Genomic DNA, 24361 nt, shown 5'->3' on the forward strand with positions numbered 1-24361 from the left:
GCGCACCTCGCCGTCGGCGAGCACCGGCTCGGCCAGCACCAGCGGCGTGTCGTCCCACGGCATCAGCACGCCGCCGGGCTGGGAGCGGCGGCCGGCCAGCGCCTCGTGGACCGGGTCGCTGATCCGTTCGGCGTGCACGTCGAGCCGCGCGGCGTTCGGGCCCAGCGCGCTGGCCACCGCCTTGCCGTCCTGGTCGAACACCACCACCTGGACGCCGTAGACCTCGGTGTAGCGGCGCAGGTCGGGGTCGAGCAGGGTCGGCTTGTTGTCCAGCAGCGGGCGCTGCGCCAGCGACGCGAACCGCGCGGTGTCGGTCAGCCGGTCGAGGAAGAGGTCCTGCTGCGCGCCGGCGGCGATGGTGATGGCCAGCGGGATGCCGAGGCCGAACACCAGCAGCGCGACGAGCGTCAGCACGATGCCCTGCAGCCGGACGCGCACCCCGTCAGCTCCGGGCGACCTGGCCGCCGAGCCGGTAGCCGACCCCGCGGACCGTCTCGATCAGCGCCGGGCGGCCCAGCTTCGTCCGCAGCGTGGCGACGTGGACGTCCAGCGAGCGGCTCTCCGCGGGACCGCGGTGGCCCCACACCTCGGTGAGCACCTGCTCGCGCGAGCAGACCGCGCCGCGCGCGCCCGCGACCAGCGCGAGCACCTGGAACTCCTTGCGGGACAACGCGACCGCGCGCCCGTCGACCAGCACCTCGTGCCGGGACAGGTCGACGCTGACGTCCCCGACCCGGATCACCACCGGCTCGGCCGTCGTGTGCTCGCCGCGGCGGCGCCGCACCGCCTCGACCCTGGCGAGCAGCTCTTCGACGTCGTAGGGCTTGACCAGGTAGTCGTCGGCGCCCGCGCGCAGGCCCTTGATCCGGTCGTCGACCTCGCCGCGCGCCGACACGACGATGATCGCGACGTCGCTGACCGCGCGGATCTGGTGGCACAGCGTGACGCCGTCGATGTCCGGCAGGCCGAGGTCGAGCAGGATGACGTCGACTTCGTTCACCCGCTCGAGCACACCCGCGCCGGTGGCCAGCCGGGCGATCGCCAGGCCGCGGCGGACCAGCGCCGGGATCAGCGCGCCTGCGACCCGGTCGTCGTCCTCCACCAGCAGCACCCGCACGCCGTCGCCTCCCATGGTGACCTGCTTCACCGGCCGGTAGGGACGAACTCTAGGACCTCGCCGGACCAGGCGCCGAATCGGACATCGATACCCACTTGAAACCCTAAGAATGGGTCAAGCCGTCTTGCGAGCCGCGAGCACGGCGGTAGGTTCTCGCCATCGCGTGGTGACCCACGCCGCATCCGAACGATCCTGGAGGCCAGATGACCGCGGAGGTGGCGGCGCCGATGATCAAGGCGTCCGCCGTGAACAAGTACTTCGGCGACCTGCACGTGCTCAGGGAGATCACGCTCGAGGTGCCCCGCGGCCAGGTCGTCGTGGTGCTGGGCCCCTCGGGGTCGGGCAAGTCGACCCTCTGCCGGGCGATCAACCGGCTCGAGCCGATCAACACGGGCGAGATCGCCGTGGACGGCGTCCCGCTGCCCGCCGAGGGCAAGGCGCTCGCGGCCCTGCGCGCCGACGTCGGCATGGTGTTCCAGTCGTTCAACCTGTTCGCGCACAAGACCATCGTCGAGAACGTCATGCTCGCGCCGATGAAGGTCCGCAAGACCTCGCAGGCCGAAGCCCGCAAGACGGCGATGGAGCTGCTGGAGCGCGTCGGCATCGCCAACCAGGCCGACAAGTACCCCGCGCAGCTCTCCGGCGGCCAGCAGCAGCGCGTCGCCATCGCGCGGGCCCTGGCGATGCGGCCCAAGGTCATGCTGTTCGACGAGCCGACCTCGGCGCTGGACCCCGAGATGGTCCAGGAGGTCCTCGACGTCATGACCGGCCTGGCCAAGGACGGCATGACGATGCTCGTCGTCACCCACGAGATGGGCTTCGCCCGGAGGGCAGCCGATCGGGTGATCTTCATGGCCGACGGTGAAATCGTCGAGGACACGACGCCCGAAGAGTTCTTCACCGCGCCCAAGAGCGAGCGCGCGAAGGACTTCCTCGGCAAGATCCTGACCCACTGAGCACTTTTTTCCCGGCCGCGCGGCCGGGCGAGATTCGGAAGGAACACCAGAGACGATGCGGTTGAACCGAGTTCTGCAGGTCGGCGCGGTCGTGATGGCCGCCGGGCTGGCCCTGACGGCCTGCGGCGGCGGGTCCGGCAGCGGCGCGAGCGGCGACAAGAACCTGGTCCAGCGGGCCAAGGACAACAAGAAGCTGGTCATCGGCATCAAGTTCGACCAGCCGGGCCTCGGCCTGAAGAAGCCGGACGGCACCTACGCCGGCTTCGACGTCGACGTCGCGAAGTACATCGCGAAGCAGCTCGGCGTCGAAGAGTCGGGGATCACCTGGAAGGAAGCGCAGTCGGCGCAGCGCGAGGACCTGATCAAGAAGGGTGAGGTCGACTTCATCGTCGCCACCTACTCGATCACCGACAAGCGCAAGAACGACGTCTCCTTCGGCGGCCCGTACTTCGTCGCGCACCAGGACCTGCTGGTCCGCCAGGACAACACCGACATCACCGGCCCCGAGTCGCTGACCGGCAACAAGAAGCTCTGCTCGGTCAAGGGCTCGACCCCGGCGCAGAACGTCAAGACGAAGTACGCCAAGGAGGTGCAGCTGCAGGAGGTGGGCAAGTACACCGACTGCGTGACCGCGCTCCTCAACGGCACGGTGGACGCGATGACCACCGACGACGTCATCCTCGCCGGCTACGCCGCCCAGCAGCCGGGCAAGCTCAAGCTGGTCGGCAAGGGCTTCACGGACGAGAACTACGGCGTCGGCCTGAAGAAGGACGACGCGGACGGCAAGGCCGCGATCAACAAGGCCATCCAGCAGATGGAGCAGGACGGCTCCTGGGCGAAGTCGCTGGAGACCAACGTCGGCCCGTCGGGCTACAAGATCCCGGCCGCGCCGGCGATCGCTCCCTGATATCCGGTTTGTGAAGACGAACGGTGCGCCGTGCTCGCGGCGCACCGTTCCCATTCCGAGGCCAGGTTGGACATCCCGTGTTCGAATTTCTCGATAACCCCGACTACGACCTCGTCGGCGCGTTCTGGACGACGATCCAGCTGACGTTCTTCTCGGCGATCGGGTCGCTGATCTGGGGCACCGTCCTCGTCGCGATGCGGGTCAGCCCCGTGCCGATCATGCGCGGCTTCGCGACGGCGTACGTCAACGTCTTCCGGAACACCCCTCTGACCGTGATCATCATCTTCACGTCGCTGGGCCTGTCGTCGACGCTCGGCATCAACTTGGCCGCCGCCAACTCGCCGACGTCGCTGGCCGACAACGCGTTCCGGCTGGCCGTGCTGGGCTTCGTCGTCTACACCTCGACGTTCGTGTGCGAGTCGCTGCGCTCGGGCATCAACACCGTCCCGGTCGGCCAGGCGGAGGCGGCGCGGGCTCTGGGGCTCAACTTCCTGCAGGTGCTGCGGCTGATCGTGCTGCCCCAGGCGTTCCGCTCGGTGATCGCGCCGCTGGCCAACGTCCTGATCGCGTTGCTGAAGAACACCACGGTGGCGTCGGTGATCGGCGTCGCCGAGGCGTCGCTGCTGATGTCGACGATGGTGGAGAACGAGTCCGACTCGCTCTTCCTGGTCTTCATCCTGTTCGCGCTGGTGTTCGTCGCGCTGGTCCTGCCACTCGGCCTGCTGCTCGGCTGGGTCGCCAAGAAAGCCGAGGTCAAGCGATGAGCACGCAGTCCGTCCTCTACGACGCCCCGGGCCCGAAGGCCAAGGCCCGCAACTGGATCTACACCGTCCTGTTCCTGCTGGTGCTGGCGCTGGTGGCGTGGTTCGTCTACACCGGCTTCGACGAGAAGGGCCAGTGGGCCGGCGCGCTCTGGAAGCCGTTCATCGAGGGCTCGACCTGGACGCAGTTCCTGCTTCCCGGCCTGCTGAAGACGCTCGAAGCGGCCGCGCTGTCGATCGTGATCGCGCTGCCGATCGGGGCCCTGCTGGGTATCGGCCGGCTGTCGCAGCACAAGTGGGTGCGGATCCCGGTCGGCGCCGTGGTCGAGTTCTTCCGGGCCATCCCGGTGCTGCTGCTGATGGTGTTCGGGGCGGCGCTGTACGCCTACTACACGCCGATCGAGGCGGACACCCGCCCGCTGTTCGCCGCGGTCACGGGCCTGGTGCTCTACAACGGCTCGGTGATGGCGGAGGTGTTCCGCGCGGGCATCCTGTCGCTCCCGAAGGGACAGACCGAGGCCGCTTCGGCGCTGGGCCTGCGCAAGACCCAGACGATGATCAACGTCCTGCTCCCGCAGGCCATCACGCTGATGCTGCCGGCGCTGGTGAGCCAGCTGGTGGTCATCCTGAAGGACACCGCACTCGCCGGTCAGCTGACCATCGGCTACGACGAGCTGATCCGCGGCTCCGGCCCGATCACCGGCAACTTCAACAACACGATCCCGACGCTGATCGTCATCGCGATCATCTTCATCACGCTCAACCTGCTCCTGTCGTGGTTCGCCTCGTGGCTGGAGCGCAAGCTGTCGCGGCGGAAGAAGGCCCCCCGCGGCGCGAAGCCGCTGGAGGGCCCGCCGGCGGCAGTGACGGCGACGACCGACTACGCCACCGGCAACAACTCGGCCTGACCCGGATCACGGAGAGCGGGTGGGTGTCCGACAGGGCACCCACCCGCTTTTTCACGGGTCCGCCACGAGAGCCGAGTCGATCTTGTGGTCATCGGCTCGGGTTCAGCCGATCGAGCGGGGTTGTCGTGATCCGCCGGGTTCCGTAGCGTCGGTGCCCATGGGTGTCGCACTGGTGACCGGAAGTTCCCGAGGCCTGGGCCGCACGATCGCCCGGCGGCTGGCCCGCGACGGCTTCGCCATGGCGCTGAACGGCCTGCACGACGATCCCGACCTCAAGGCCGCCGCGGAAGCCGTCCTCGCCGAGGGCGGCCGGGCCGCGGCCTTCGCCGCCGACGTGACCGACCGGCGCGCGGTCGGCGAGCTGGTCGACGCGGTGACGGCGCTGCTGGGCCCGATCAGCGTCCTGGTCGTCAACGCGACGGGCCCGCAGCCGGACCTCCTCCTGTCCGATGTGGACTGGCCGGAGCACCTGAAGCACCTGGACTTCTTCGTGCGCTCGCCGGTGCTGCTGGGCCACGCGGTGCTCCCCGGCATGCGCGCCCGCGGCTACGGCCGGATCGTCCACGTCGATTCGGAGGTGGCGGACCGCCCGCCACCCGGCCGCTCGGCGTACGCGACGGCCAAGGCGGCCCAGGTCGGACTGGCCCGCGCGTGGGCCCGCGAACTGGCCCCGGACGGCATCACGGTCAACTCGGTGGCCCCGGGCTTCATCCCGGTGGAGCGCCACGCGGACGTCCCGGAAGCCGAGCGCACGGCTTACCTGGCCGGGGTCCCGGCGGGCCGGTTGGGAACGCCCGAGGACGTGGCGGCCGCGGTGAGCTTCTTCGCGTCGAAGGACGCGGGCTTCATCACGGGCCAGCGCCTGCTGGTCGACGGGGGCCGCGCCCTCGGCTGACGGCCAGCACCGCCGCCACAGCCAGCACGAGCACCAACGCCAGCGTCAGCGCCGCCCACATGGCGACGTGCAACTGCAACACCCCACCGGCCAACGCGCCCCCGAGCATCGCCCCCACCGCGGCCACCTTCCGCAGCGGGTGCGATCCCGTCCCGCCCGCGGCCTTCGAGTCGGCCGCGAAGCCGGTCAGGGTCATCGTCAGCACCGTCGTCGTCAGGTCGGGTGCGCCGATCCGGCGGACCGCCGCGTTCTGCAGCCCCATCGCCAGCCCGAGCACGACGATCAGCAGTTCGGCGCCCACCCGCGTGCCGCTGCCCGACGTCGCGGACAGCACGACGGCCACCGCGATCAGCCCCGCCTGGACCGCCGTCGCCCGGCGGAGGGTGTCGTGGTCGTCCCCGGCTCTGGCCAGCCGCCCGCCGGCGAGGGCGCCGGCCAGGAACGCCAGCACGGCCGTCAGCGAGGCGAGCACGGACAGCGTGCCCTCCCCCGCCGCGGCGAACCCGAGGAAGACGACGTTCCCGGTCATGTTGGCCACGAAGACCCGCCCGAGCCCGAGGAAGCTGACGGCGTCGACCACGCCGGTGACGACGGTTAGTACCAGCAGCAGCGCGGCCAGGTCCCGCGGTTTCGGTTCGGCCATGCGGAAAGTCAACCACCGCGCGCCGCCGTACGATGCGGCGGGTCACGCGGAACTGTGCGAAACCAGCGTCCCGGATCGATTCCCGGAATGGCCACGGGAATGCCGCACTACGCGGCGAAGGTGCGAAGCACGCTTCATTGTGCGAAGCTGCTTCGCAGCGCTTCGCGAGCGAAACCCGTTGTCACACAGGCAGAACAGCAACATCCCTTCCGGTGAACCGCCGCGTGGCAGGAGCCGTTTTGTCGGTGCTTGCCTTTAACGTGCGGGGCATGACCGAAAAGAGCACGGTGCGCACCCGGGAGATGGGTGTCGAGCTGAAAAACCAGCGCGAAGCGAGACAAATGTCGCTGCGCGAGGTCGCCCGGCGCGCCCACTGGTCGGCGTCGAAGGTGTCCGGCTGGGAGAACGGCCGCCGGATCTCGCCGATCGACGCGGCGATCTACCTCGCGCACTGCGGAACCGACGCCGCCGAACGCGACCGGCTGCTGCACCTGACCCGCCCACCGAGCGAGCTGTACTGGGTGCGGCCGTACTTCGACAAGTTCGTCGACCCGATGAAGTCGCTGATCATCCAGGAAAACCTGGCGACCGCGGTGATCTCGAACAGCCCGCTGGCCCTGCCGGGCATGCTCCAGACCGAGGACTACGTGCGCTCCGTCTACGAGCTGTCCGGCCGGTACACGACGGACCGGCTGAAGGCACTCGTCCAGGCGCGGATCGACCGGCAGCAGCTGCTCCAGCGGCGCAACCCGCCGCAATGCCTCTACTTCGTCTACGAGCACACCCTGCGGTCGGTCCTGCGCGACCCGGCGCTGATGCACGAACAGCTGCAATACCTGGTGCTGGCCACCAACCTCCCGCACTGCACCATCCGCGTCGTCCCCGCCTCCGCGCCGCCGTACCACCTGGCAGGCAGCCGGTTCACGATCCTCGAGTTCGCCGAACACCCGCCGGTGGCCTACGAAGAGACCTTCGCGGCCGGGCTGTTCATCGACGAACGCGTGGCGGTCGAAGCCTTCTACATCTTCCGCACGCGGCTGGAACAGGTGGCCCTGTCGGAACACGAGTCCCGGGCGTTCCTGGTCCGGCTGGCCGAGGAGTTCGACGCCATGGCGAACTGAACGAGCGCTTCCGCCCGGCGAGCCAGGGGGACACGGCTCGCGGGTGGCGCCGCCGACGAGGACCGTCGCCGGCTGCTCGACATCGACCAGCCGCCGCGGACCGGATCCCGTGGACGAGCAGGCCGGGCTTCGAGGACTCGCCGTCCACCCGGGCAGGTGTCCGGCCCCGGGCGGCGGACCGGTTGGGGGATCAGTCATCCGGCGGCCACCCCGAACCCGAAGGCCCGCCCCACGCCAAGCCCCTCCGGTCACGCGCCGCCCCGATCGCCCCCTCCCCGGCCATCACCCCCAGGCAACCCGTTTCCCGTCGTGCCAAACGGCTCGGATCCGGGCGGGCAGGTCGGTCACATCCAGGTCCGTCCCGTCGAGCAGCACGACGTCGGCACGCAACCCCGCCGCGAGCCGGCCCCGGTCGTGCTCCAGGCGCAGCAGGCGGGCCGCCTCCGAGGTGGCTGCCTTCAGGGCGGCCGCGTCGCCGAGCACGGCGGCCAGCAGGCGCAGCTCGGTCGTCAAGTCGACATGGGGACGCGGGGCCAGGTCCGAGCCGGCGGCGATCGGGACGCCCGCTTCAGCCGCGAGGCGGACCGAACGGCGGTGCGTCTCGGCGAACTCGCTGTCACTGATCGGCGAGAGCGTCGGGACGTACCAGGCGTTCGCCAGCGCGGCCACGGCGTCGTCGTCGAGGAACGTGCCGTGCTCGATGCTGCGGGCACCGGCGCGGGCCGCCGAGACGACGGCCGCGGCGGTGTGGGCGTGGGCCAGGACGTCCCGGCCGGCACGGCGGGCTTCGTCGACCAGGGCGGCGAGTTCCTCGTCGGTCGGCCGGACGTCCGTGCCCTCGCGCACGGCCCGCAGGGCGCCGCTCGCACCGACCTTGATCCAGTCGGCGCCGGCGCGCACCATCCGGCGGACGGCCGCCCGCGCCGCGTCGGGCCCGTCGAACAGCGGGTCCGGCAGCGACGGGTCACCGTAGTGGTCGACGCTGCCCGCGGGCGGGTCCCAGCTGTCGCCGAGCCCTCCGGTCGGCGACAGCTGGCGGAGGCTGACGAGCAGATCGGGCCCGTCGATCCAGCCTTCGCGCAGCGCGTGCTTGACCCCGGCGTCGGCGCCCCAGGCGTCCCGCACGGTGGTGATCCCGCGGGCCAGCAACCCCCGCAGCACCGGCACCGCTTCGAGGATCCGGGCGCTGCGCGGCAGCGGCTCGGGCCGCGGGAAGGCGACGTGCACGTGGCAGTCGATGAGCCCGGGGAGCAGCAGCCCGCCCGAGCAGTCGACGCGCCCGTCGCCGTCGAGGCCCGGGCCGACCTCGGCGATCCGGGCGCCGTCCAGCCGGACGTCGGCGCGCTCGGTGTCGCCGGTTTCGGGGTCGAAGACGAGCGCCCCGGCGAGCAGCGTCACGCGAGATCCTTGCGGTAGATCAGGAAATCGCACGGCGTCGCGAGCGCGGGCGCGAGGTGCGGGTAGTCCACGGCGAGGTCGGCGCGGTGCGTCACGCGGTAGCCGAGCCGGGCGTACCACTCGGCGAGGAACTGCTTCGACGGGTGCGTCCACTCCCGCGGCACGAGCAGTTCGAGCTGCATCTCGCGGCAGCCGGCGTCCCGGCACGTCCGCTCGGCGAAACGCACCAGCTCACGCCCGATCCCGGCCCCGCGCCGGGCGGGATCGGCGGCGAGCATGCCGAACTCGCCGGTCGCCTCGTCGAGCCGCTGCACGCGGACCGAGCCGGCGAGAGCACCGTCCACCGAAGCGACGGCGATCTCCCCGGCCCGCACGAACGCGCCGACCTCGTCAGCGGACGTCCGATCGGTGCTCTCCCGCCAAAGCCCCTTCTCCGACTCGGCGTAGACGAGGTTGACCAGGTCGGCGATCCGCCCGGCCGAAGCCAAGCCGGACGGGGGCAGGAACGCGATCTCCATACCCCCACCATGCCAGGCGGGTCACCTCATTTGTCGCGGCGGAACAGCTTGTTGCCCAGCCAGACGATCGGGTCGTACTTGCGGTCCGCGACGCGCTCCTTCATCGGGATGAGCGCGTTGTCGGTGATGTGGATGCCCTCCGGGCACACCTCGCTGCAGCACTTGGTGATGTTGCAGTAGCCGAGGCCGTGCTCGTCCTGCGCCGCGTCCCGCCGGTCCGCGACGTCGAGCGGGTGCATCTCCAGCTCGGCGATGCGCATCAGGTACCGCGGCCCGGCGAAGGACTCCTTGTTCTCCTCGTGGTCGCGCACGACGTGGCAGGTGTTCTGGCACAGGAAGCACTCGATGCACTTCCGGAACTCCTGCGAGCGCTCGACGTCCACCTGCTGCATCCGGTACTCGCCGGGCTTGAGGTCCGCGGGCGGCGTGAACGACGGGATCTCGCGCGCCTTCGTGTAGTTGAACGACACGTCGGTGACGAGGTCGCGGATCACCGGGAACGTCCGCATCGGCGTCACCGTGATCACCTCTTCCTCGGTGAACGTCGACATCCGCGTCATGCACAGCAGGCGCGGGCGGCCGTTGATCTCCGCCGAGCACGAGCCGCACTTGCCCGCCTTGCAGTTCCAGCGCACGGCGAGGTCCGACGCCTGGGTGGCCTGCAGCCGGTGGATGATGTCGAGGACGACCTCGCCCTCGTTCACCTCCACCGTGAAGTCCTGCAGCTCGCCGCCCGTGTCATCGCCGCGCCAAACCCGGAAACTCGCCTTGTAGCTCATGCCTTGCTCCCGGGGTGTGCCTCGAGCTCGCCGTCGGTGTAGTACTTCCCGAGTTCGCCGAATTCGAACAGCTCCAGCAGGTCCTGCCGCAGCGGCACCTGCTCCTTCACCTCGACGCCGATGTCCGGGACGACCGGGTTGTCGCCCGCCGACGCCGAGCACACCAGCAGCTTGTTCCGCCATTCGGCGTCCATGCCCGGGAAGTCGTCGCGCGTGTGCCCGCCGCGGCTTTCGGTCCGCGTCAACGCGGCCTTCGCGACGCATTCGCTGACCATCAGCATGTTGCGCAGGTCGATCGCGAGGTGCCAGCCGGGGTTGAACTGCCGGTGGCCCTCCACGGTGACGCGGAGGATCCGCTCCCGCAGCTCGGACAGCTTCACCAGCGCCTGCTCGATCTCGCCGGCCTTGCGGATGATGCCGACGAGGTCGTTCATCGACTGCTGCAGTTCGGTGTGCAGGGTGTACGGGTTCTCGGCCGAGGCCCCCGCGGGCGGGTCGAACGGCGCGAGCGCCATCTTCGCCGCGGCGTCCACATCGGACTGTTCGACGGCGGGCCGGTCACCGAGGCCGGCCACGTACTCGGCGGCGCCGAGCCCGGCGCGGCGGCCGAACACCAGCAGGTCCGACAGCGAGTTGCCGCCGAGCCGGTTGGAGCCGTGCATGCCGCCCGAGCACTCGCCCGCCGCGAACAGGCCGGGCACGCTCGCCCCGGCCGTGTCCGGGTCGACCTCGATGCCGCCCATGACGTAGTGGCAGGTCGGCCCGACCTCCATCGGCTCGGCCGTGATGTCGACGTCCGCGAGTTCCTTGAACTGGTGGTACATCGACGGCAGCCGCTTCTTGATCTCCTCGGCCGGCAGCCGGCTCGCGATGTCGAGGAAGACGCCGCCGTGCGGGGACCCGCGGTTCTCCTTGACCTCGGAGTTGATCGCGCGCGCGACCTCGTCGCGGGGCAGCAGGTCCGGGGTGCGGCGGTTGTTCTCCTGGTCGGTGTACCAGCGGTCGGCTTCGTCTTCGCTCTCCGCGTACTGGCCCTTGAAGACGTCGGGCACGTACTCGAACATGAACCGCTTGCCGTCGGAGTTCTTGAGCACGCCGCCGTCACCGCGCACGCCCTCGGTGACGAGGATGCCCTTGACGCTCGGCGGCCAGACCATCCCGGTCGGGTGGAACTGGACGAACTCCATGTTGATCAGCTTCGCGCCCGCGCGCAGGGCCAGCGCGTGGCCGTCGCCGGTGTACTCCCACGAGTTCGACGTCACCTTGAACGACTTGCCGATGCCACCGGTGGCGAGCACGACCGCGGGCGCCTCGAAGAGGATGAAGCGGCCGCTCTCGCGCCAGTAGCCGAACGCGCCGGCGATCTTGCCGTCGGTGGTGAGCAGCTCGGTGACCGTGCACTCGGCGAAGACCTTGATCTTGGCCTCGTAGTCGCCGGTCTCGGCGAAGTCCTCCTGCTGCAGCGAAACGATCTTCTGCTGCATCGTGCGGATCAGCTCCAGGCCGGTGCGGTCACCGACGTGCGCCAGCCGCGGGTAGGTGTGCCCGCCGAAGTTGCGCTGGCTGATCCGCCCGTCCGCGGTGCGGTCGAACAGGGCGCCGTAGGTTTCCAGCTCCCAGACGCGGTCCGGCGCCTCCTTGGCGTGCAGCTCGGCCATCCGCCAGTTGTTGAGGAACTTCCCGCCGCGCATGGTGTCGCGGAAGTGGACCTGCCAGTTGTCGTTCGAGTTCGCGTTGCCCATCGAGGCCGCGCACCCGCCCTCGGCCATCACCGTGTGCGCCTTGCCGAACAGGGACTTGCACACGACGGCGACGCGGAAACCGCGTTCGCGCGCCTCGATCACCGCTCGCAGACCGGCGCCACCGGCCCCGATCACCACCACGTCGTAGCTGTGGCGTTCGACCTCGGTCATAGAGAAATTCCACCTCGGAACTGGGGACGTCGCTGTCGGGAAGAAAGGTGCGCTAGTTGACGAATCTGAGGTCCGAGATCGCGCCGCTGGCGACGAGCATGACGTAGAAGTCGGTCAGCACCAGCGTGCCGAGCGTCGTCCAGGCCAGCGCCATGTGGCGGGTGTTGAGCTTCGAGACCTTGGTCCAGATCCAGTAGCGCACCGGGTGCTTGGAGAAGTGCTTCAGCCTGCCGCCGGTTACGTGCCGGCACGAGTGGCAGGAAAGCGTGTACGCCCAGAGCAGGACCACGTTGCCGAGCAGGATGATGTTGCCCAGCCCGAAGCCGAAGCCGCCGGTCTTGCCGTGGAACGCCGTGATGGCGTCGTAGGTGTTGATCAGCGAGACGATCAGCGCCACGTAGAAGAAGTAGCGGTGGACGTTCTGGATGATCAGCGGCAGCCGCGTCTCGCCGGTGTACTTGGCGTGCGGTTCCGCGACGGCGCAGGCGGGCGGGGAGAACCACACCGCCCGGTAGTAGGCCTTGCGGTAGTAGTAGCAGGTCAGGCGGAACCCGAGCAGGAACGGCAGCACGACGAAGCCGAGCGGGATCCAGCCGGGCAGGTCGCCGAACCAGTGGCCGAAGTGGCTCGAGCCCTCGACGCAGGAAGTGGACAGGCAGGGCGAGTAGAACGGCGTCAGGTAGTGGTAGTCGGGCACCCAGTACGCGGTGCGCACGAACGAGCGGACCGTCGCGTAGATGATGAACGCCGACAGTCCGAGCACGGTCAGCAGCGGCTGGAGCCACCACCGATCCGTGCGGAGGGTGCGCTCGGCGATCCGGGCCCGCTTGGGGGCCCGGACGCCGGTGCCGACGCCGTTGTCAGCCGGAGCGCTCACCGCTGGTCGCGCTTGTAGCCGCCGACGCCTTCGTCATCGGCGCCGTGCCAGAGCGCCGGGTCGTAGGGGGTGTCGGGTACCGGGACGCGCTCGGCGGGCTTCGCCTGCGCGGGCACGGCCAGGGGCGTGCCGTCGAGGTCCGCGGTGTCGATGTCGAGGCGCTCCACGTCGTTGGCGAGCCGGCGCACGGCCGAAGCGTCGCCGTAACGAGAGCGCAGTGCGCCGACGCACTGCCGGAGCTGGCCGATGGTTCGCCGCAGCTCGGCGATCTCGGAGGTGGACATCATGCCTCCCGTGTGGTGGGGCTGGCAGGGAACCGGCTACGGCTTTGCCGCGCGTCGTGCAGTGTGACAACTAGCACACTAACGGTTCCGGAGGTGATCGGGGTCACGCGGGTCGATCTTCTGAATCGATTTTGATTCGGCGTTTTCCCGAGGTAGTGTGGCCAGTGTCACGACCCTGAGGCGTCAGCGTTGCCGTCCCGCGGACCACCACACACCAGTGATCCGGAGCCGGACATGAGCCCCGCCCCCACCACGAAGCCGCACCGAGTCGTCGCCGACGTCACCGCCCGCATCGCCGAGCGCAGTGCCGCGACCCGCACCGCCTACCTCGCCCGCACGGCCGCCGCGCACGAAGAGGGCCCGGTCCGCCGCGGTCTCGCGTGCAGCAACCTCGCCCACGGGTTCGCCGCGATGGACGGCGTCGACAAGCAGGCGCTGCGGGCCGCGCGCGCCCCCGGCGTCGCGATCGTCTCGTCCTACAACGACATGCTGTCGGCGCACCAGCCGATGCAGGAGTACCCGGCCTGGCTGAAGAAGTCCGTGCGGTCCGCCGGCGGCGTCGCCCAGTTCGCCGGCGGCGTGCCCGCGATGTGCGACGGCATCACGCAGGGCCGCGCGGGTATGGAGCTGTCCCTGTTCAGCCGCGAGGTCATCGCGATGTCGACGGCGATCGCGCTCTCCCACGACATGTTCGACGCCTCGCTGCTGCTGGGCGTGTGCGACAAGATCGTGCCCGGCCTGCTGATCGGCGCCCTGTCGTTCGGGCACCTGCCCACCGTGCTGGTGCCCGCCGGGCCGATGAACTCGGGCCTGCCGAACAAGGAGAAGGCGCGCGTCCGGCAGCTGTACGCGGAGGGCCTCGCGACCCGCGAAGACCTCCTCGACGCCGAAGCGGCGTCCTACCACTCGGCCGGCACCTGCACGTTCTACGGCACGGCCAACTCCAACCAGATGGTCGTCGAGGTGATGGGCCTGCACCTGCCCGGCGCCAGCTTCGTCCAGCCGGGGTCGGCGCTGCGCCAGGCGCTGACCGAGGAAGCCGGACGGCGGGCCGTCGCGCTCTCGCGCGGCGAGGAGTACACGCCGGTCGCGCGGATCCTCGACGAGAAGGCGTTCGTCAACGGCGTCGTCGCGCTGCTCGCCACCGGCGGCTCGACCAACCACACGATGCACCTGGTCGCGATCGCCGCGGCCGCCGGCATCCAGCTGACCTGGGACGACTTCTCCGACCTGTCGGCCGTCGTGCCGCTGCTGGCGCGGGTGTACCCGAACGGCAGCGCCGACATCAACCACTTCCACGCCGCCGGCGGCATCCAGTTCCTGGTCGGCACGCTGCTCGACGCCGGCCTGCTGCACGAAGACGTGCACACGGTCGCCGGCTTCGGGCTGCACCGCTACCGCGCCGAGCCGATCCTGTCCGACGGCGAGCTGGTCTGGCGCGACGTCCCCACCCGCAGCCTCGACGAAGAGGTGCTGCGCCCGGTGTGGCGCCCGTTCGCCGCGGACGGCGGGCTGCGGATGGTCGAGGGCAACCTCGGCCGCGCGGTGATCAAGGTGTCCGCGGTGGCGCCGGAGCACCGGGTCGTCCAGGCGCCGGCGCGGGTGTTCACCACCCAGGAGGCGTTCAAGGCGGCGTTCGAGGCCGGCGAGCTCGACCGCGACGTCGTCGTGGTCGTCCGGCAGCAGGGCCCGCGGGCCAACGGCATGCCGGAGCTGCACGGCCTCACCCCGGCGCTGGGCGTGCTGATGGACCGCGGGTACGCCGTGGCCTTGCTCACCGACGGCCGGATGTCGGGCGCGTCGGGCAAGATCCCGGCCGCCATCCAGGTGACACCGGAAGCCGCCGCGGGCGGCCCGATCGCGCGCATCGCCGACGGAGACGTCATCCGCCTCGACGCCTCCTCGGGCAGCCTCGACGTGCTGGTCGGTGACGAAGAACTCGCCCGCCGTGAGCTTGTGGACTCACCGCCGTCCGAAGCATCCTGGTCGGGCACCGGCCGAGAGCTGTTCGCCGCGTTGCGCCGTGCGGTCGGCCCCGCTGACCAGGGCGCTTCCGTGTTCGGCGGCTTGACCCCGGAACACTTCGGAACACCCGCTTTCGCAACCCAGGAGGTCGGTCAGTGACCACCGGTCAGGACCTGCTCGCTCTGTCCCCCGTGATGCCCGTGGTGGTGCTCGACGACGCCGCCGACGCGGTGCCCACGGCCCGGGCCCTGCTCGCCGGCGGGATCGGGGTCATCGAGCTGACCCTGCGCACCCCGGCGGCGCTGTCCGCGATCGAGCGCGTCGCCGCGGAGGTGCCGGACATCGTGATCGGCGCCGGCACGGTCACCGCGCCGGAGCACGCGAAGCAGGCCGCCGACGCGGGCGCGAAGTTCCTCGTGACGCCCGGCTGCACCGACGCGGTCGTCGACGCGTGCTTCGAGACCGGGCTCCCGTTCCTGCCCGGCGCGAGCACGGTGTCCGAGGCGATGCGGCTGGCCGAGCGCGGGCTGACGGCGCTGAAGTTCTTCCCGGCCGAGGCGTCGGGCGGGGTCGCGTACCTGAAGTCGATCGCGGGCCCGTTGCCGTCGTTGAAGTTCTGCCCGACGGGCGGGATCACGGTCGCTTCGGCGCCTTCGTACCTGGCGCTGCCGAACGTCGGCTGCATCGGTGGTTCGTGGCTGACGGCCTCGCTCGACCCCGCCACGATCGAGAAGCTGGCCGCGGAAGCTTCGAAGCTGTAGCGGAAATCACCCCGCGTCATCGCCGCGCCCGAACGGCGGAATGCGCGTCCGCATTCCGGGAGCACCGTTCCAGCGATCTGGAACGGTGCTCCGAGCGGGTGTGGCGGCGGTCATGAATCCCGCCGAACGGAGCAATCGCGGCCCCGGTGGGTGATTTACCGGCCTGTTATCGTTTCCCCTCGCTGTTTCGAGCGAGGAGATCCGGTGTCCCTGACCGATGTGGTCGCCCCCAGTCCTGCCCCCGAGAACGTCGCCGCACTCGTCGGCGAACGCCTTTCGCTGTCCGCCCTCCACCAGCTGGGCGGCACCCTCGGCGGCTATTCCTTCGTCAAGGTCGTGGTCGACCGCGAAAACGCGGTGATCCACTTCCTGAACGACGCACGCCATTCCTTTCACGCGATCTATATCGGGGAAGAGATCCTCGGCGTCCCGGAAAAACGGGTGCGCGCGGAAATCGACTCCTACAACCAGGACTTCTACCACGCCCCGGACCGCCGGTTCCTGCTCGGCATCCTCGCCCGCCACCCGCAGCTGCTTTCCCTGGAGACGGTCGAGGTCGACACGATGCCGGCCGCGCTGATCCGCGAGTTCCACGCCTTCGTCGCGGAGTACGTCGACCCGGCGCTGCCGCTGGTGTTCAAGCCGGCCAACCAGCTACAGGAGCGGATCGTCCGGGAGATCCCCGCGGACGAACTGCCCCGCGTCTTCGCGCACGAGCTGTTCTCCACGGCGCCGTTCGTGGCGCTGAACCCGGGCACGGCCACCGGACGGCTGCGGGCGTTCCGCACCGAGGCCGAATACCGCGCGGCCACGCTGGACTGGACGGACATCATCGTGATGGACCGCGTCCCCGACGACGTCCCGCGCCTGTCCGGCATCGTCAACGCCCGCCACACGACGCCGTTGTCCCACACCAACGTGCTGGCCACCGGCTGGCAGATCCCGAACGCCGTCCAGCTCGGCGCCCTCGCCGAGGTCGAGCGGCGCGGCCTCGACGGCAAGTGGGTCGAGTACACGGTGGACGCCCACGCGCTCTCCCTGCGCGAGATCCCCGAGCCGGCCGCGGCGCAGCCGCCGAGCTGGTACGCCCAGCGCGTCACGCTGGAGCGGCCGGAAGCCGACCACAGCCCGATCGTGAACCTCGCGCGGCTGCGCGCGACCGACCGGCACCGCTACGGCACCAAGGCCGCCAACCTCGGCGAACTGCACCACGTCTTGGCCCACGGTTCGCAGCGGCTGCTCGGCTTCTACCAGGTGCCTCGCCCGCCGCGGGACAACCTGCTGCCGTACCTGGCCCGGCTGCTGGACGTCCCCCTCGACGCCGATCTGGGCGCCGCGGCCCGCCGGCTGCTCGACGAGCGCGTCCGCGTGCCCCGTGGCATCGCCCTGCCGTTCTCGCTGCAGCGGCGGTTCCTGGAGTCGTCACCGCGGATCCAGCAGGCCATCGGCAAGCTGAAGATGGCCCTGGAGCTGGACGCCCGCGAGATCGAGCCGCTGTGCGTCGAGCTGCAGACGCTGATCCGCTCCGCGCGGATGCCGGGCGCGCTGGCCGGCGAGATCGACTCCGCGCTGGTGTCCCAGCTGGCCGGCGTGCGCTCGTTCGTCGTGCGCAGTTCGTCGAACGCCGAGGACCTCGCCGGGTTCTCGGCCGCCGGGATCTACGAGTCGCTCAACCACGTCACCACCGCCGAGCGGATCTTCGCCAGCGTCAAGGAGGTCTGGGCGTCGCTGGTGTCGGTGCGCAGCGTCCGCCTGCGCCGCCAGGCCGGGATCTCCCTCGACGACTGCTACATGGGTGTCGTGATCCAGGAGCAGGTCACGGCCCGCTTCGGCGGCGTGCTGGTGACGACGAACCCGATGAACCGCGCGGACTTCCGCACGGTGTACGTCAACGTGTCACCCCGGGTCACCGACGTCGTCGAGGGCGCGGCCCTGCCCATGCAGTACCTGTATTCGACGGTCGAGGGCGGCGGCCGCACGGTGTCCCTGGGCGACGCGTCCGAGGACCTCGACGAGGCCGCCCACGAGCAGCTGCAACGGCTCGCCGTCGCCGGCCGCCTGCTGCAGGGCCACTTCTCGCCTGATTACACGTTCGATTCGCCGGTGGACATCGAGTGGCTCGCCGATGGCGAGCACCTCCACCTGGTGCAGCTGCGTCCGTATTCCGTTTGATCGTCGGGGAGACCTCACCATGCTGGGCTTTCGCCTGCCCGCGAAACCGGCCGTCCAGCGCGCCGTCCGGCTGACCTACGGGTTCCAGTTCTTCTTCGGTCTGCTGCTGTGGGTGCCGATCTTCTACCAGTACCAGAAGCTCGCCGGTCTTTCCGACGGCGAGATCTTCGGCATCCAGAGCATCTACTACGTCGTGTTCTGCCTGCTGGAGATCCCGACGGGCCTGATCGCCGACCGCTTCGACTACCGCACCTCGCTGGCGGCGGGCGCCGGCGTGCTGGTGGCGGCGAACCTGGTGCCGGTGTTCCTGGGCTCGTACACCGGGTTCCTGGTGCACTTCATCCTGATCGCACTGGCCCGTTCGCTGGTGTCCGGCGCGCAGAGCGCGTACCTGTACGAGTACCTCCACGCCCACGGCGAGGGGGAGCACTACCTCCGCGTCGAAGGGGTCGGCCGCGCGTACAGCCTGGTCGGCAAGATCGTGTACTGGCCGGTGATCGGCCTGCTGATGACGTGGAACCTCCCTTCCCCGTACTGGCTGACGGCGATCAACGCGGCCGTCGCGCTGGCCTTGGCGTGCAAGCTCCCACCGATCCCCGGCGGCCGCCGCGTTTCGGGCAAGACGGCCTCGCTCCTGTCCGGCGTCGGCGGCGCGTTGTCCACGCTGCGTTCGTCCCGGTGGCTGGCGCTGCTGATGGTGCAGGGCGTCGCGATGTTCACGCTCGTCCGGATCTGCCAGGTGAACCTGTTCCAGCCGATCCTGGAGTCGAAGTCGCTCTCGGTGAACTGGTACGGCGCGGTCCTGGCCGCGATGACGCTCTTCGAAGCGCTGGGCGCGGCCCGCCCCCACCGCCTCCGCCGCGCGATCGGCCCGGTGGGCTCGGTGTTCACGCTGACGATCGTGATGGCGTCGTGCCTCGGCTTGCTGGTGTGGGCCGGCCCCTTCCCGGCGGTGGTGCTGCTGTGCGTCTTCGCCGTGGCGACGGGCATCGCCTTCCCGGTGCAGAAGCAGCTGCTGAACGACTCCATCCCGGACTCCCGCCACCGCGCGACCCTGCTGTCCCTGGAGTCCCTTGTGGACCGGGCGGTGTGCGCGCTGGTGGCGGTGGCACTCGGCGCGTACCTGGCGGCCGGGCAGCTGAACGAGTTCCTGCTGCTGTCGGCCGGGGTCACGTGCGCCGCGATGGCCCTGCTGGCGGTCCTGCTGCTCGCGGTCCGCAAGCACCGCTCCGACCGCCGGGTGCCGGTGGTCCGCGTGCCCGAAGCCGTCAGTCGATGAACGCGTCGTCGAGGAGGGTGGACTCCGCGCCGTACTCGCGGAGTTCCTCCTTGATGACGGTGTACGCCAGCCCCTGCGGGTAGCCCTTGCGCGCCAGGAAGCCGAGCAGCCGCCGCAGCGCCGTCTGTTCGTCGACGTTGCCGAGCGAGCCGAGGCGCTTGCGGACCAGTTCCCTGGCCATCTGCTCCTCGGACTCGCGGTCGACCTCACCCGCCGCCTGCGCGGCGACCTCGTCGTCGACGCCCTTGCGCCGCAGCTCGGCCAGCAACGCGGTGCGGGACAGGCCCTGGGTCTCGTGCCGGGACTTCACCCACAGCTCGGCGAACTCCGCGTCGTTCACCAGCCCCGCCCGGTCGAGCTTGCCGAGCAGGGTTTCGCTGGTCTCCTCGTCGAACCCCTTGCGGCGCAAGGCCTGCCGGAGCTCTTCCTGAGTGCGGGCACGCACGGCCAGGAGGTCGTAACAGATCTCCTTGGCCTTCTTGTACCGCTCCTCGGGAGGCAGCTCCGCCGGCGGGATCTTCGGCGCCCTCGCCACCTCGATCACTCCTCGTTCTCACAAGCCAAAGCCGCGCGTCAACACGCAACGCAACCACCACGGGGGTCCAGGGGGCTTGCCCCCTGGCGGGGGTCCGGGGGTTCGACCCCCGGGAGACACGGCGTAGGGATCACGGCGAGCGCACTCCGCGAGCACACCCCACCCCATCCCGAAGCCCCAATCCCTACGCCCCTCAGAAGTCGACCGGCGCCGGCACGGCTTCGACGGCCTCGGCGTCGACCTGGGCGCCGATGCCCAGCTTCTCCTTGATGCGCTTCTCGATCTCGTTGGCGATGTCCGGGTTGTCGCGCAGGAACTTCCGCGCGTTCTCCTTGCCCTGGCCGAGCTGGTCGCCCTCGTAGGTGTACCAGGCGCCGGACTTGCGCAGGATCCCCTGGTCGACACCCATGTCGATCAGCGAACCCTCGCGGGAGACGCCGTGGCCGTACAGGATGTCGAACTCGGCCTGCTTGAAGGGCGGGGCCATCTTGTTCTTCACGACCTTGACGCGGGTGCGGTTGCCGACCGGCTCGCCGCCGTCCTTGAGCGTCTCGATGCGGCGCACGTCGAGCCGGACCGACGCGTAGAACTTCAGCGCCTTGCCACCGGTCGTGGTCTCCGGGGAGCCGAACATGACGCCGATCTTCTCGCGCAGCTGGTTGATGAAGATCGCGGTGGTGCCGGAGTTGTTCATCGCACCGGTCATCTTGCGCAGCGCCTGGCTCATCAGGCGGGCCTGGAGACCGACGTGCGAGTCACCCATCTCGCCCTCGATCTCGGCCCGCGGCACGAGCGCGGCCACGGAGTCGATGACCAGGATGTCGAGCGCGCCGGAGCGGATCAGCATGTCCGCGATCTCCAGCGCCTGCTCACCGGTGTCCGGCTGGGAGACCAGCAGCGCGTCGGTGTCGACGCCGAGCTTCTTGGCGTACTCCGGGTCCAGCGCGTGCTCCGCGTCGATGAACGCCGCGATGCCGCCGGCGCGCTGCGCGTTGGCCACCGCGTGCAGGGCGACCGTCGTCTTACCGGAGGACTCCGGGCCGTAGACCTCGATCACGCGGCCGCGGGGCAGCCCGCCGATGCCGAGCGCGACGTCGAGGGCGATGGCGCCGGTCGGGATCACGGAGACGGGCGCGCGGCCGTCCTGGCCGAGCCGCATGACCGAGCCCTTGCCGTACTGCTTGTCGATCTGCGCGAGCGCGAGCTCGAGCGCCTTGTCCTTGTCGGGTGCTGCAGGCATGGAAGTCCACCTCGCTGGTCGAAGCCCCGGCTCTCCGGGGGCTCTGTGTCGGTTCTTCAGCTGTCCGGTCCGACGCTAGCGGCGGGGACCGACAATTCCAGGCGCGGCGCCCAATCTGTGGATCGCTGGACCCGATGTGGACAACACGATAGACGAACACGTGTTCGAGGTCAGCAGCGACACACCCTTGCGCTAGGATTTTCGCCCGCCCGGGTCAGGACCCGTGCGTATCCACCCAGGTCAGCGACGTTCGAAGGGCACATCGAAGGCGTCGCAGACCTCCCGCCAGATCTCTTTCGCCGGGATTCCCGCGGTCAGCGCCTGGTCGACGGTGCGCCCGCCGAGCCCGCTGATGACGTGGTCCCTGGCCAGCACCTGAGCCCGGCCGGGGCCGAACTCCTCGGCCATCAGCCGCCGGAAAACCGTGATCCGCATCGGACCCACTCTAACCGCCGGGCACGAACGGTCCGTTCGCGCCCGCCGCCGGACCTACCGCTACTCCCCCGGCTGGACGCTCGCCTCGAAGTAGTTGGCGAGGGTGTCCGGCGTGGTCGCCTCCGCCTGCTCGCTCGAGTTCAGCTGGTAGATGAACCCCACGAGCGGCCGGTCCGACACCGTGAACACGAGCACCGCCGCCGTCTTGCCCGCCGCGGACGAGTAGTGGCCCTTGAGCCCGTTGCCGCCCCAGTCGGCCTCGGTGCGGTCGCCGCCCGCGGAGGTGAGCAGGCCGTCGGTGTACTCCTTGAGCGTGTCGGCGCTGTCGCCCTGGACGTAGGTCACCTGCGTGCCCGCGCGACCCGGCGCGGAGCAGGTCGAAGCCACGCCGAGGCTCTTCGCCGGCGCCGCCGGGCCGTTGCCCATGCCCGGCTTGCAGTCGCCGGTGTCGGCGATCTTCCCGGCGAGCTGGCGCAGGCAGCCGGTGAGCCCCTTGCCGTCCGCCTGCCCCGGCGTCTTGCACTGGTCCGCGGTGTAGGTCGTCACCGAAGACGACGACGTCAGGAAGAAGGTCAGTCCCGCGGCGAGCACCACGACGACCGCGGCCGCGATCCCGATGAGCAGCTTCTTCCTGCCACCGGACTTCGGCTCGGCCTTCTCTGCGGAGGCCGCGGGCGAGTACGCGGGGAAGTTCGACGGCATCGGCTGCGGCCCGCTGGGCGGGAAGTAGCCCTGGTACTGCTGCGGCGGCGGGGGCGGCGCGTACTGCGGGCGGTGCGGCCCAGTACCGGCGGCCACCGCGCCTTCGACGTTCTGCGTCCGCGCGCCCAGGCCGTCGCGAGCGACGTGCTGCGCCCCCAGCGCGACGGCGGTTTCCGGCTGGTCCAGGCTGCCCGGCACGACGCCGAGCTTCTCCGCGATCATGGCGCCGACCAGCGGCAGCCGGCTCGACCCGCCGACCAGGTAGATGCCGGCCAGCCGGTCCGGGCTCAGCCCCGACGAACGCAGCGTCCGCGACAGCAGCTCGACGCTGCGCAGCATCGCCGGCCGGACCAGGCCTTCCAGCTCGCCGCGCGTCACCAGGACGTCCTTGAACGGCTCGGGCATCGGCACCTCGGTCTGCGGGTGCCGCGACAGCGCCTCCTTGGCCGCCTTGACGTCTTCCTGCAGCGCGCGCCGGGTGCGCCGGTCGCCGGTGGACTCCGGGCGCAGCAGCCGCTGCCAGCGCTGCGGGTCCGAGTGCGAGACCTCGCGCCCGACGTGCACCATCAGCGCCTGGTCGACGTCGAGGCCGCCGAGGTCGGGCAGGCCGTCCTCGGCGAGCACGGTGAAGCCGTTCTGCGTGGCGCCGACGACGGCGACGTCGAAGGTGCCCGCGCCGAGGTCGTAGACCGCGAGCGCCTGGCCGGGGGCGAGGGACTTGCCGGGGAACGACGCGAAGTGCGCCGCCGCGGCGACCGGCTCCGGCACCAGCAGGATGTTCTGACCCATCCCGGCCAGCCGGGCGGCGGACATCAGGACGTTGCGGCGGGTCTGGCCCCACTGCGCGGGGTGGGTCAGCCGGACCTCGTCGGGCTGCTCGCCGCCGAGCTGGCGGGACGTCTCTTCGAGCACGCGGCGCAGGATGGCGGCCAGCGCGTCGGTCACCGGGACGACGTCGGTGCCGAGGAGCAGGGTCTGCTCGTCGATGCGGCGCTTGGGGTTCGGCTCGAAGCGGGTCGGGTCGAGCCGGGCGCGGCGCTCGGCGTCGCGGCCGACCATGATCGTGCCCTCTTCGGTGGCGAACACCGCCGACGGCATGTTGGCCGAGCCGTCCACCTCGACGACCCGGGGCGGCATGCCGTGCGCCGAAAGGACGGCGACGGTGTTGGACGTCCCGAGGTCCACCGACAGGATCCGCACTGCACTCCCCTTCACAAAACCCGCCTCGACGGCGTTCGCCGTGATGCTGCCATGCGCGCGTTCACCGTGCGTGCGGACCCGCGAAAGTCCCCCGCCGCTTGACGGAGAGGTGGATCACGAGGCACGATAGTTGCGCAGTTCGGTCAGCCGAGTTGCACGAACCGCGCAAAGGAGGGTCGTGATGCCGAAGCTGCTCGTCCTCGGGGACGACCTCACGGGCAGCAACGCGACCGGAGCGCTGTATGCCCGCTTCGGGCTGCGCGCGGTTTCCGTCAACGCGCCGCTGGAGCCGGGCGCGCCGTGCCTCCGTGCGGGCAACGGGATCGACGCGCTGGTGGTGAACCTGGGTACCCGGCACGCTTCGCCGTCACACGCCGGGCAGGCCGTCCGCCACGCCATCGAAGTCGCCGGGCCGGTCGAGCTCACGGTGAAACGCGTGGACACGACGCTGCGCGGCAACGTCGGCGTGGAGACCGAAGCCGTCCTCGCGTCGGCGCCGGCCGCCCGCGCGCTGGTCGTCCCCGCCTTCCCGGACGCCGGCCGGGTCACCCTCGGCGGCCTGCACCTGGTCGACGGCGTGCCGCTGGCCGAAAGCCCCGCCGCGCGCGATCCACTGGCGCCGGTCGGGTCCTCGCGGGTCCGCACCCTCCTCGGGCCGACGCGCCGCGAGATCGCCGAACTGCCGCTGGACATCGTCGAAGAGGGGGTGGACGCGGTCGAAGCCGCCCTGCGCGGCCCGGCCGGGATCGTCGTCTGCGACGCCACGACGAACCGGCACCTCACGACCGTCGCCAAGGCCGCGGCCCGGCTGGCGGCCGAGGGCACGAAGTGGATCTCCGTCGACTCCGGGCCGTTCGGCGTCCGGCTGGCGGCGGCGCTGGGCCTCGCGCCCGGCCACGGCACCGTCCCGCCGGTGCTCGCGGTCGTCGGCAGCATCACCGGCCGGACCCACGACCAGCTCCTGGAAACCGAGCTGGTGCTGGACGCGCGGTACG

Annotated in this window: 23 protein-coding genes and 1 pseudogene; 11 read left to right on the forward strand and 13 right to left on the reverse strand. The window is 70.6% G+C overall.

Annotated elements, in window-relative coordinates:
• A pseudogene (locus tag G3I65_RS31610) lies at positions 1-438 on the reverse strand (sensor histidine kinase); the annotation flags it as partial.
• A gap of 4 nt (positions 439-442) precedes the next feature.
• On the reverse strand, positions 443-1117 hold the full coding sequence (locus tag G3I65_RS31615) for a response regulator transcription factor (RefSeq protein ID WP_163046792.1): 675 nt from the start codon (positions 1115-1117) through the stop codon (positions 443-445).
• A gap of 227 nt (positions 1118-1344) precedes the next feature.
• On the opposite strand from G3I65_RS31615, the gene G3I65_RS31620 reads away from it, so the two are divergent.
• The 5 genes from G3I65_RS31620 (at position 1345) to G3I65_RS31640 (ending at position 5544) form a co-directional block, all read left to right on the forward strand.
• Positions 1345-2073: an amino acid ABC transporter ATP-binding protein gene (locus G3I65_RS31620; protein WP_203612567.1), complete on the forward strand. Its 729-nt coding sequence runs from the start codon at positions 1345-1347 to the stop codon at positions 2071-2073.
• Between the two features lie 55 nt (positions 2074-2128).
• Positions 2129-2980 carry a glutamate ABC transporter substrate-binding protein gene (locus tag G3I65_RS31625; protein ID WP_160699348.1) on the forward strand — a complete coding sequence of 284 codons (852 nt, stop codon included), beginning with the start codon at positions 2129-2131 and terminating at the stop codon, positions 2978-2980.
• A 77-nt stretch (positions 2981-3057) separates the two neighbouring features.
• The gene (locus G3I65_RS31630) at positions 3058-3744 is read left to right on the forward strand and encodes an amino acid ABC transporter permease (protein ID WP_160699349.1); all 687 of its coding nucleotides are present in this window, start codon (positions 3058-3060) and stop codon (positions 3742-3744) included.
• On the forward strand, positions 3741-4649 hold the full coding sequence (locus tag G3I65_RS31635; RefSeq protein WP_160699350.1) for an amino acid ABC transporter permease: 909 nt from the start codon (positions 3741-3743) through the stop codon (positions 4647-4649). The genes G3I65_RS31630 and G3I65_RS31635 overlap by 4 nt, the downstream gene beginning before the upstream one ends.
• A gap of 157 nt (positions 4650-4806) precedes the next feature.
• Positions 4807-5544, forward strand: coding sequence for an SDR family NAD(P)-dependent oxidoreductase (locus G3I65_RS31640; protein ID WP_160699351.1), 738 nt, complete (start codon positions 4807-4809; stop codon positions 5542-5544).
• Here G3I65_RS31640 and G3I65_RS31645 read toward each other — a convergent pair.
• Entirely contained in the window at positions 5498-6187 is a 690-nt protein-coding gene (locus tag G3I65_RS31645; RefSeq protein ID WP_160699352.1) for a YoaK family protein, read from the reverse strand. The genes G3I65_RS31640 and G3I65_RS31645 overlap by 47 nt on opposite strands.
• A 269-nt stretch (positions 6188-6456) precedes the next feature.
• Between G3I65_RS31645 and G3I65_RS31650 the strand changes: the two genes are divergently transcribed.
• Positions 6457-7308 (forward strand): helix-turn-helix transcriptional regulator, encoded by an 852-nt coding sequence (locus tag G3I65_RS31650; protein WP_160699353.1) that lies wholly within the window; start codon positions 6457-6459, stop codon positions 7306-7308.
• Positions 7309-7590: 282 nt separating this feature from the next.
• Here G3I65_RS31650 and G3I65_RS31655 read toward each other — a convergent pair whose 3' ends face one another.
• From G3I65_RS31655 to G3I65_RS31680, 6 genes are read right to left on the reverse strand one after another with little or no spacing between them, the layout of a single operon-like run.
• Complete coding sequence (locus tag G3I65_RS31655; protein WP_160699354.1) at positions 7591-8706, reverse strand: amidohydrolase family protein; 1116 nt, start codon at positions 8704-8706, stop codon at positions 7591-7593.
• Entirely contained in the window at positions 8703-9224 is a 522-nt protein-coding gene (locus G3I65_RS31660) for a GNAT family N-acetyltransferase (RefSeq protein WP_160699355.1), read from the reverse strand. Before G3I65_RS31660 ends, G3I65_RS31655 begins: the two co-directional genes overlap by 4 nt.
• Positions 9225-9250: 26 nt before the next feature.
• Positions 9251-10003, reverse strand: coding sequence for a succinate dehydrogenase/fumarate reductase iron-sulfur subunit (locus G3I65_RS31665; protein WP_160699356.1), 753 nt, complete (start codon positions 10001-10003; stop codon positions 9251-9253).
• A complete protein-coding gene (locus tag G3I65_RS31670) occupies positions 10000-11916 on the reverse strand; it encodes a fumarate reductase/succinate dehydrogenase flavoprotein subunit (protein WP_160699357.1) in 1917 nt (638 codons plus the stop codon). Before G3I65_RS31670 ends, G3I65_RS31665 begins: the two co-directional genes overlap by 4 nt.
• A 52-nt stretch (positions 11917-11968) precedes the next feature.
• Positions 11969-12793, reverse strand: coding sequence for a hypothetical protein (locus tag G3I65_RS31675; RefSeq protein ID WP_086862434.1), 825 nt, complete (start codon positions 12791-12793; stop codon positions 11969-11971).
• Entirely contained in the window at positions 12790-13077 is a 288-nt protein-coding gene (locus G3I65_RS31680; protein WP_163046790.1) for a hypothetical protein, read from the reverse strand. The genes G3I65_RS31675 and G3I65_RS31680 overlap by 4 nt, the downstream gene beginning before the upstream one ends.
• 234 nt (positions 13078-13311) lie before the next feature.
• Between G3I65_RS31680 and edd the strand changes: the two genes are divergently transcribed.
• The 4 genes from edd (at position 13312) to G3I65_RS31700 (ending at position 19254) form a co-directional block, all read left to right on the forward strand.
• Positions 13312-15201: a phosphogluconate dehydratase gene (gene edd / locus G3I65_RS31685; RefSeq protein WP_160699358.1), complete on the forward strand. Its 1890-nt coding sequence runs from the start codon at positions 13312-13314 to the stop codon at positions 15199-15201.
• Positions 15198-15803 (forward strand): bifunctional 4-hydroxy-2-oxoglutarate aldolase/2-dehydro-3-deoxy-phosphogluconate aldolase, encoded by a 606-nt coding sequence (gene eda, locus G3I65_RS31690; RefSeq protein WP_160699359.1) that lies wholly within the window; start codon positions 15198-15200, stop codon positions 15801-15803. The genes edd and eda overlap by 4 nt, the downstream gene beginning before the upstream one ends.
• A 204-nt stretch (positions 15804-16007) precedes the next feature.
• The gene (locus G3I65_RS31695) at positions 16008-17975 is read left to right on the forward strand and encodes a PEP/pyruvate-binding domain-containing protein (protein ID WP_160699360.1); all 1968 of its coding nucleotides are present in this window, start codon (positions 16008-16010) and stop codon (positions 17973-17975) included.
• Between the two features lie 19 nt (positions 17976-17994).
• Positions 17995-19254 carry an MFS transporter gene (locus G3I65_RS31700; RefSeq protein ID WP_160699361.1) on the forward strand — a complete coding sequence of 420 codons (1260 nt, stop codon included), beginning with the start codon at positions 17995-17997 and terminating at the stop codon, positions 19252-19254.
• Here G3I65_RS31700 and G3I65_RS31705 read toward each other — a convergent pair.
• From G3I65_RS31705 to G3I65_RS31720, 4 genes are all read right to left on the reverse strand, one after another.
• Positions 19244-19771 carry a regulatory protein RecX gene (locus G3I65_RS31705; protein WP_086862444.1) on the reverse strand — a complete coding sequence of 176 codons (528 nt, stop codon included), beginning with the start codon at positions 19769-19771 and terminating at the stop codon, positions 19244-19246. The two genes, G3I65_RS31700 and G3I65_RS31705, sit on opposite strands and share 11 nt — an antisense overlap.
• A gap of 211 nt (positions 19772-19982) precedes the next feature.
• Positions 19983-21029 (reverse strand): recombinase RecA, encoded by a 1047-nt coding sequence (gene recA, locus G3I65_RS31710; RefSeq protein ID WP_160699362.1) that lies wholly within the window; start codon positions 21027-21029, stop codon positions 19983-19985.
• A 240-nt stretch (positions 21030-21269) separates the two neighbouring features.
• Entirely contained in the window at positions 21270-21464 is a 195-nt protein-coding gene (locus G3I65_RS31715; protein ID WP_160699363.1) for a DUF3046 domain-containing protein, read from the reverse strand.
• A gap of 60 nt (positions 21465-21524) precedes the next feature.
• Positions 21525-23366, reverse strand: a complete 1842-nt coding sequence (locus tag G3I65_RS31720; protein WP_160699364.1) for an Hsp70 family protein — start codon at positions 23364-23366, stop codon at positions 21525-21527.
• A 181-nt stretch (positions 23367-23547) separates the two neighbouring features.
• On the opposite strand from G3I65_RS31720, the gene G3I65_RS31725 reads away from it, so the two are divergent.
• The coding region (locus G3I65_RS31725; protein WP_160699365.1) for a four-carbon acid sugar kinase family protein at positions 23548-24361 on the forward strand (814 nt) is incomplete at its 3' end.

It is taken from the genome of Amycolatopsis sp. SID8362 (assembly GCF_010550475.1).
Lineage (GTDB): Bacteria > Actinomycetota > Actinomycetes > Mycobacteriales > Pseudonocardiaceae > Amycolatopsis > Amycolatopsis eburnea.

What these genes read in the sequence shown, in the direction of transcription:
- G3I65_RS31620 (WP_203612567.1), top strand. Translation starts at nt 1,345, where the DNA reads ATGATCAAGGCGTCCGCCGTGAACAAGTACTTCGGCGACCTGCACGTG.
- G3I65_RS31625 (WP_160699348.1), top strand. Translation starts at nt 2,129, where the DNA reads ATGCGGTTGAACCGAGTTCTGCAGGTCGGCGCGGTCGTGATGGCCGCC.
- G3I65_RS31635 (WP_160699350.1), top strand. Translation starts at nt 3,741, where the DNA reads ATGAGCACGCAGTCCGTCCTCTACGACGCCCCGGGCCCGAAGGCCAAG.
- G3I65_RS31640 (WP_160699351.1), top strand. Translation starts at nt 4,807, where the DNA reads ATGGGTGTCGCACTGGTGACCGGAAGTTCCCGAGGCCTGGGCCGCACG.
- G3I65_RS31645 (WP_160699352.1), bottom strand. Translation starts at nt 6,187, where the DNA reads ATGGCCGAACCGAAACCGCGGGACCTGGCCGCGCTGCTGCTGGTACTA.
- G3I65_RS31650 (WP_160699353.1), top strand. Translation starts at nt 6,457, where the DNA reads ATGACCGAAAAGAGCACGGTGCGCACCCGGGAGATGGGTGTCGAGCTG.
- G3I65_RS31660 (WP_160699355.1), bottom strand. Translation starts at nt 9,224, where the DNA reads ATGGAGATCGCGTTCCTGCCCCCGTCCGGCTTGGCTTCGGCCGGGCGG.
- G3I65_RS31665 (WP_160699356.1), bottom strand. Translation starts at nt 10,003, where the DNA reads ATGAGCTACAAGGCGAGTTTCCGGGTTTGGCGCGGCGATGACACGGGC.
- G3I65_RS31670 (WP_160699357.1), bottom strand. Translation starts at nt 11,916, where the DNA reads ATGACCGAGGTCGAACGCCACAGCTACGACGTGGTGGTGATCGGGGCC.
- G3I65_RS31680 (WP_163046790.1), bottom strand. Translation starts at nt 13,077, where the DNA reads ATGTCCACCTCCGAGATCGCCGAGCTGCGGCGAACCATCGGCCAGCTC.
- edd (WP_160699358.1), top strand. Translation starts at nt 13,312, where the DNA reads ATGAGCCCCGCCCCCACCACGAAGCCGCACCGAGTCGTCGCCGACGTC.
- G3I65_RS31700 (WP_160699361.1), top strand. Translation starts at nt 17,995, where the DNA reads ATGCTGGGCTTTCGCCTGCCCGCGAAACCGGCCGTCCAGCGCGCCGTC.
- recA (WP_160699362.1), bottom strand. Translation starts at nt 21,029, where the DNA reads ATGCCTGCAGCACCCGACAAGGACAAGGCGCTCGAGCTCGCGCTCGCG.
- G3I65_RS31715 (WP_160699363.1), bottom strand. Translation starts at nt 21,464, where the DNA reads ATGCGGATCACGGTTTTCCGGCGGCTGATGGCCGAGGAGTTCGGCCCC.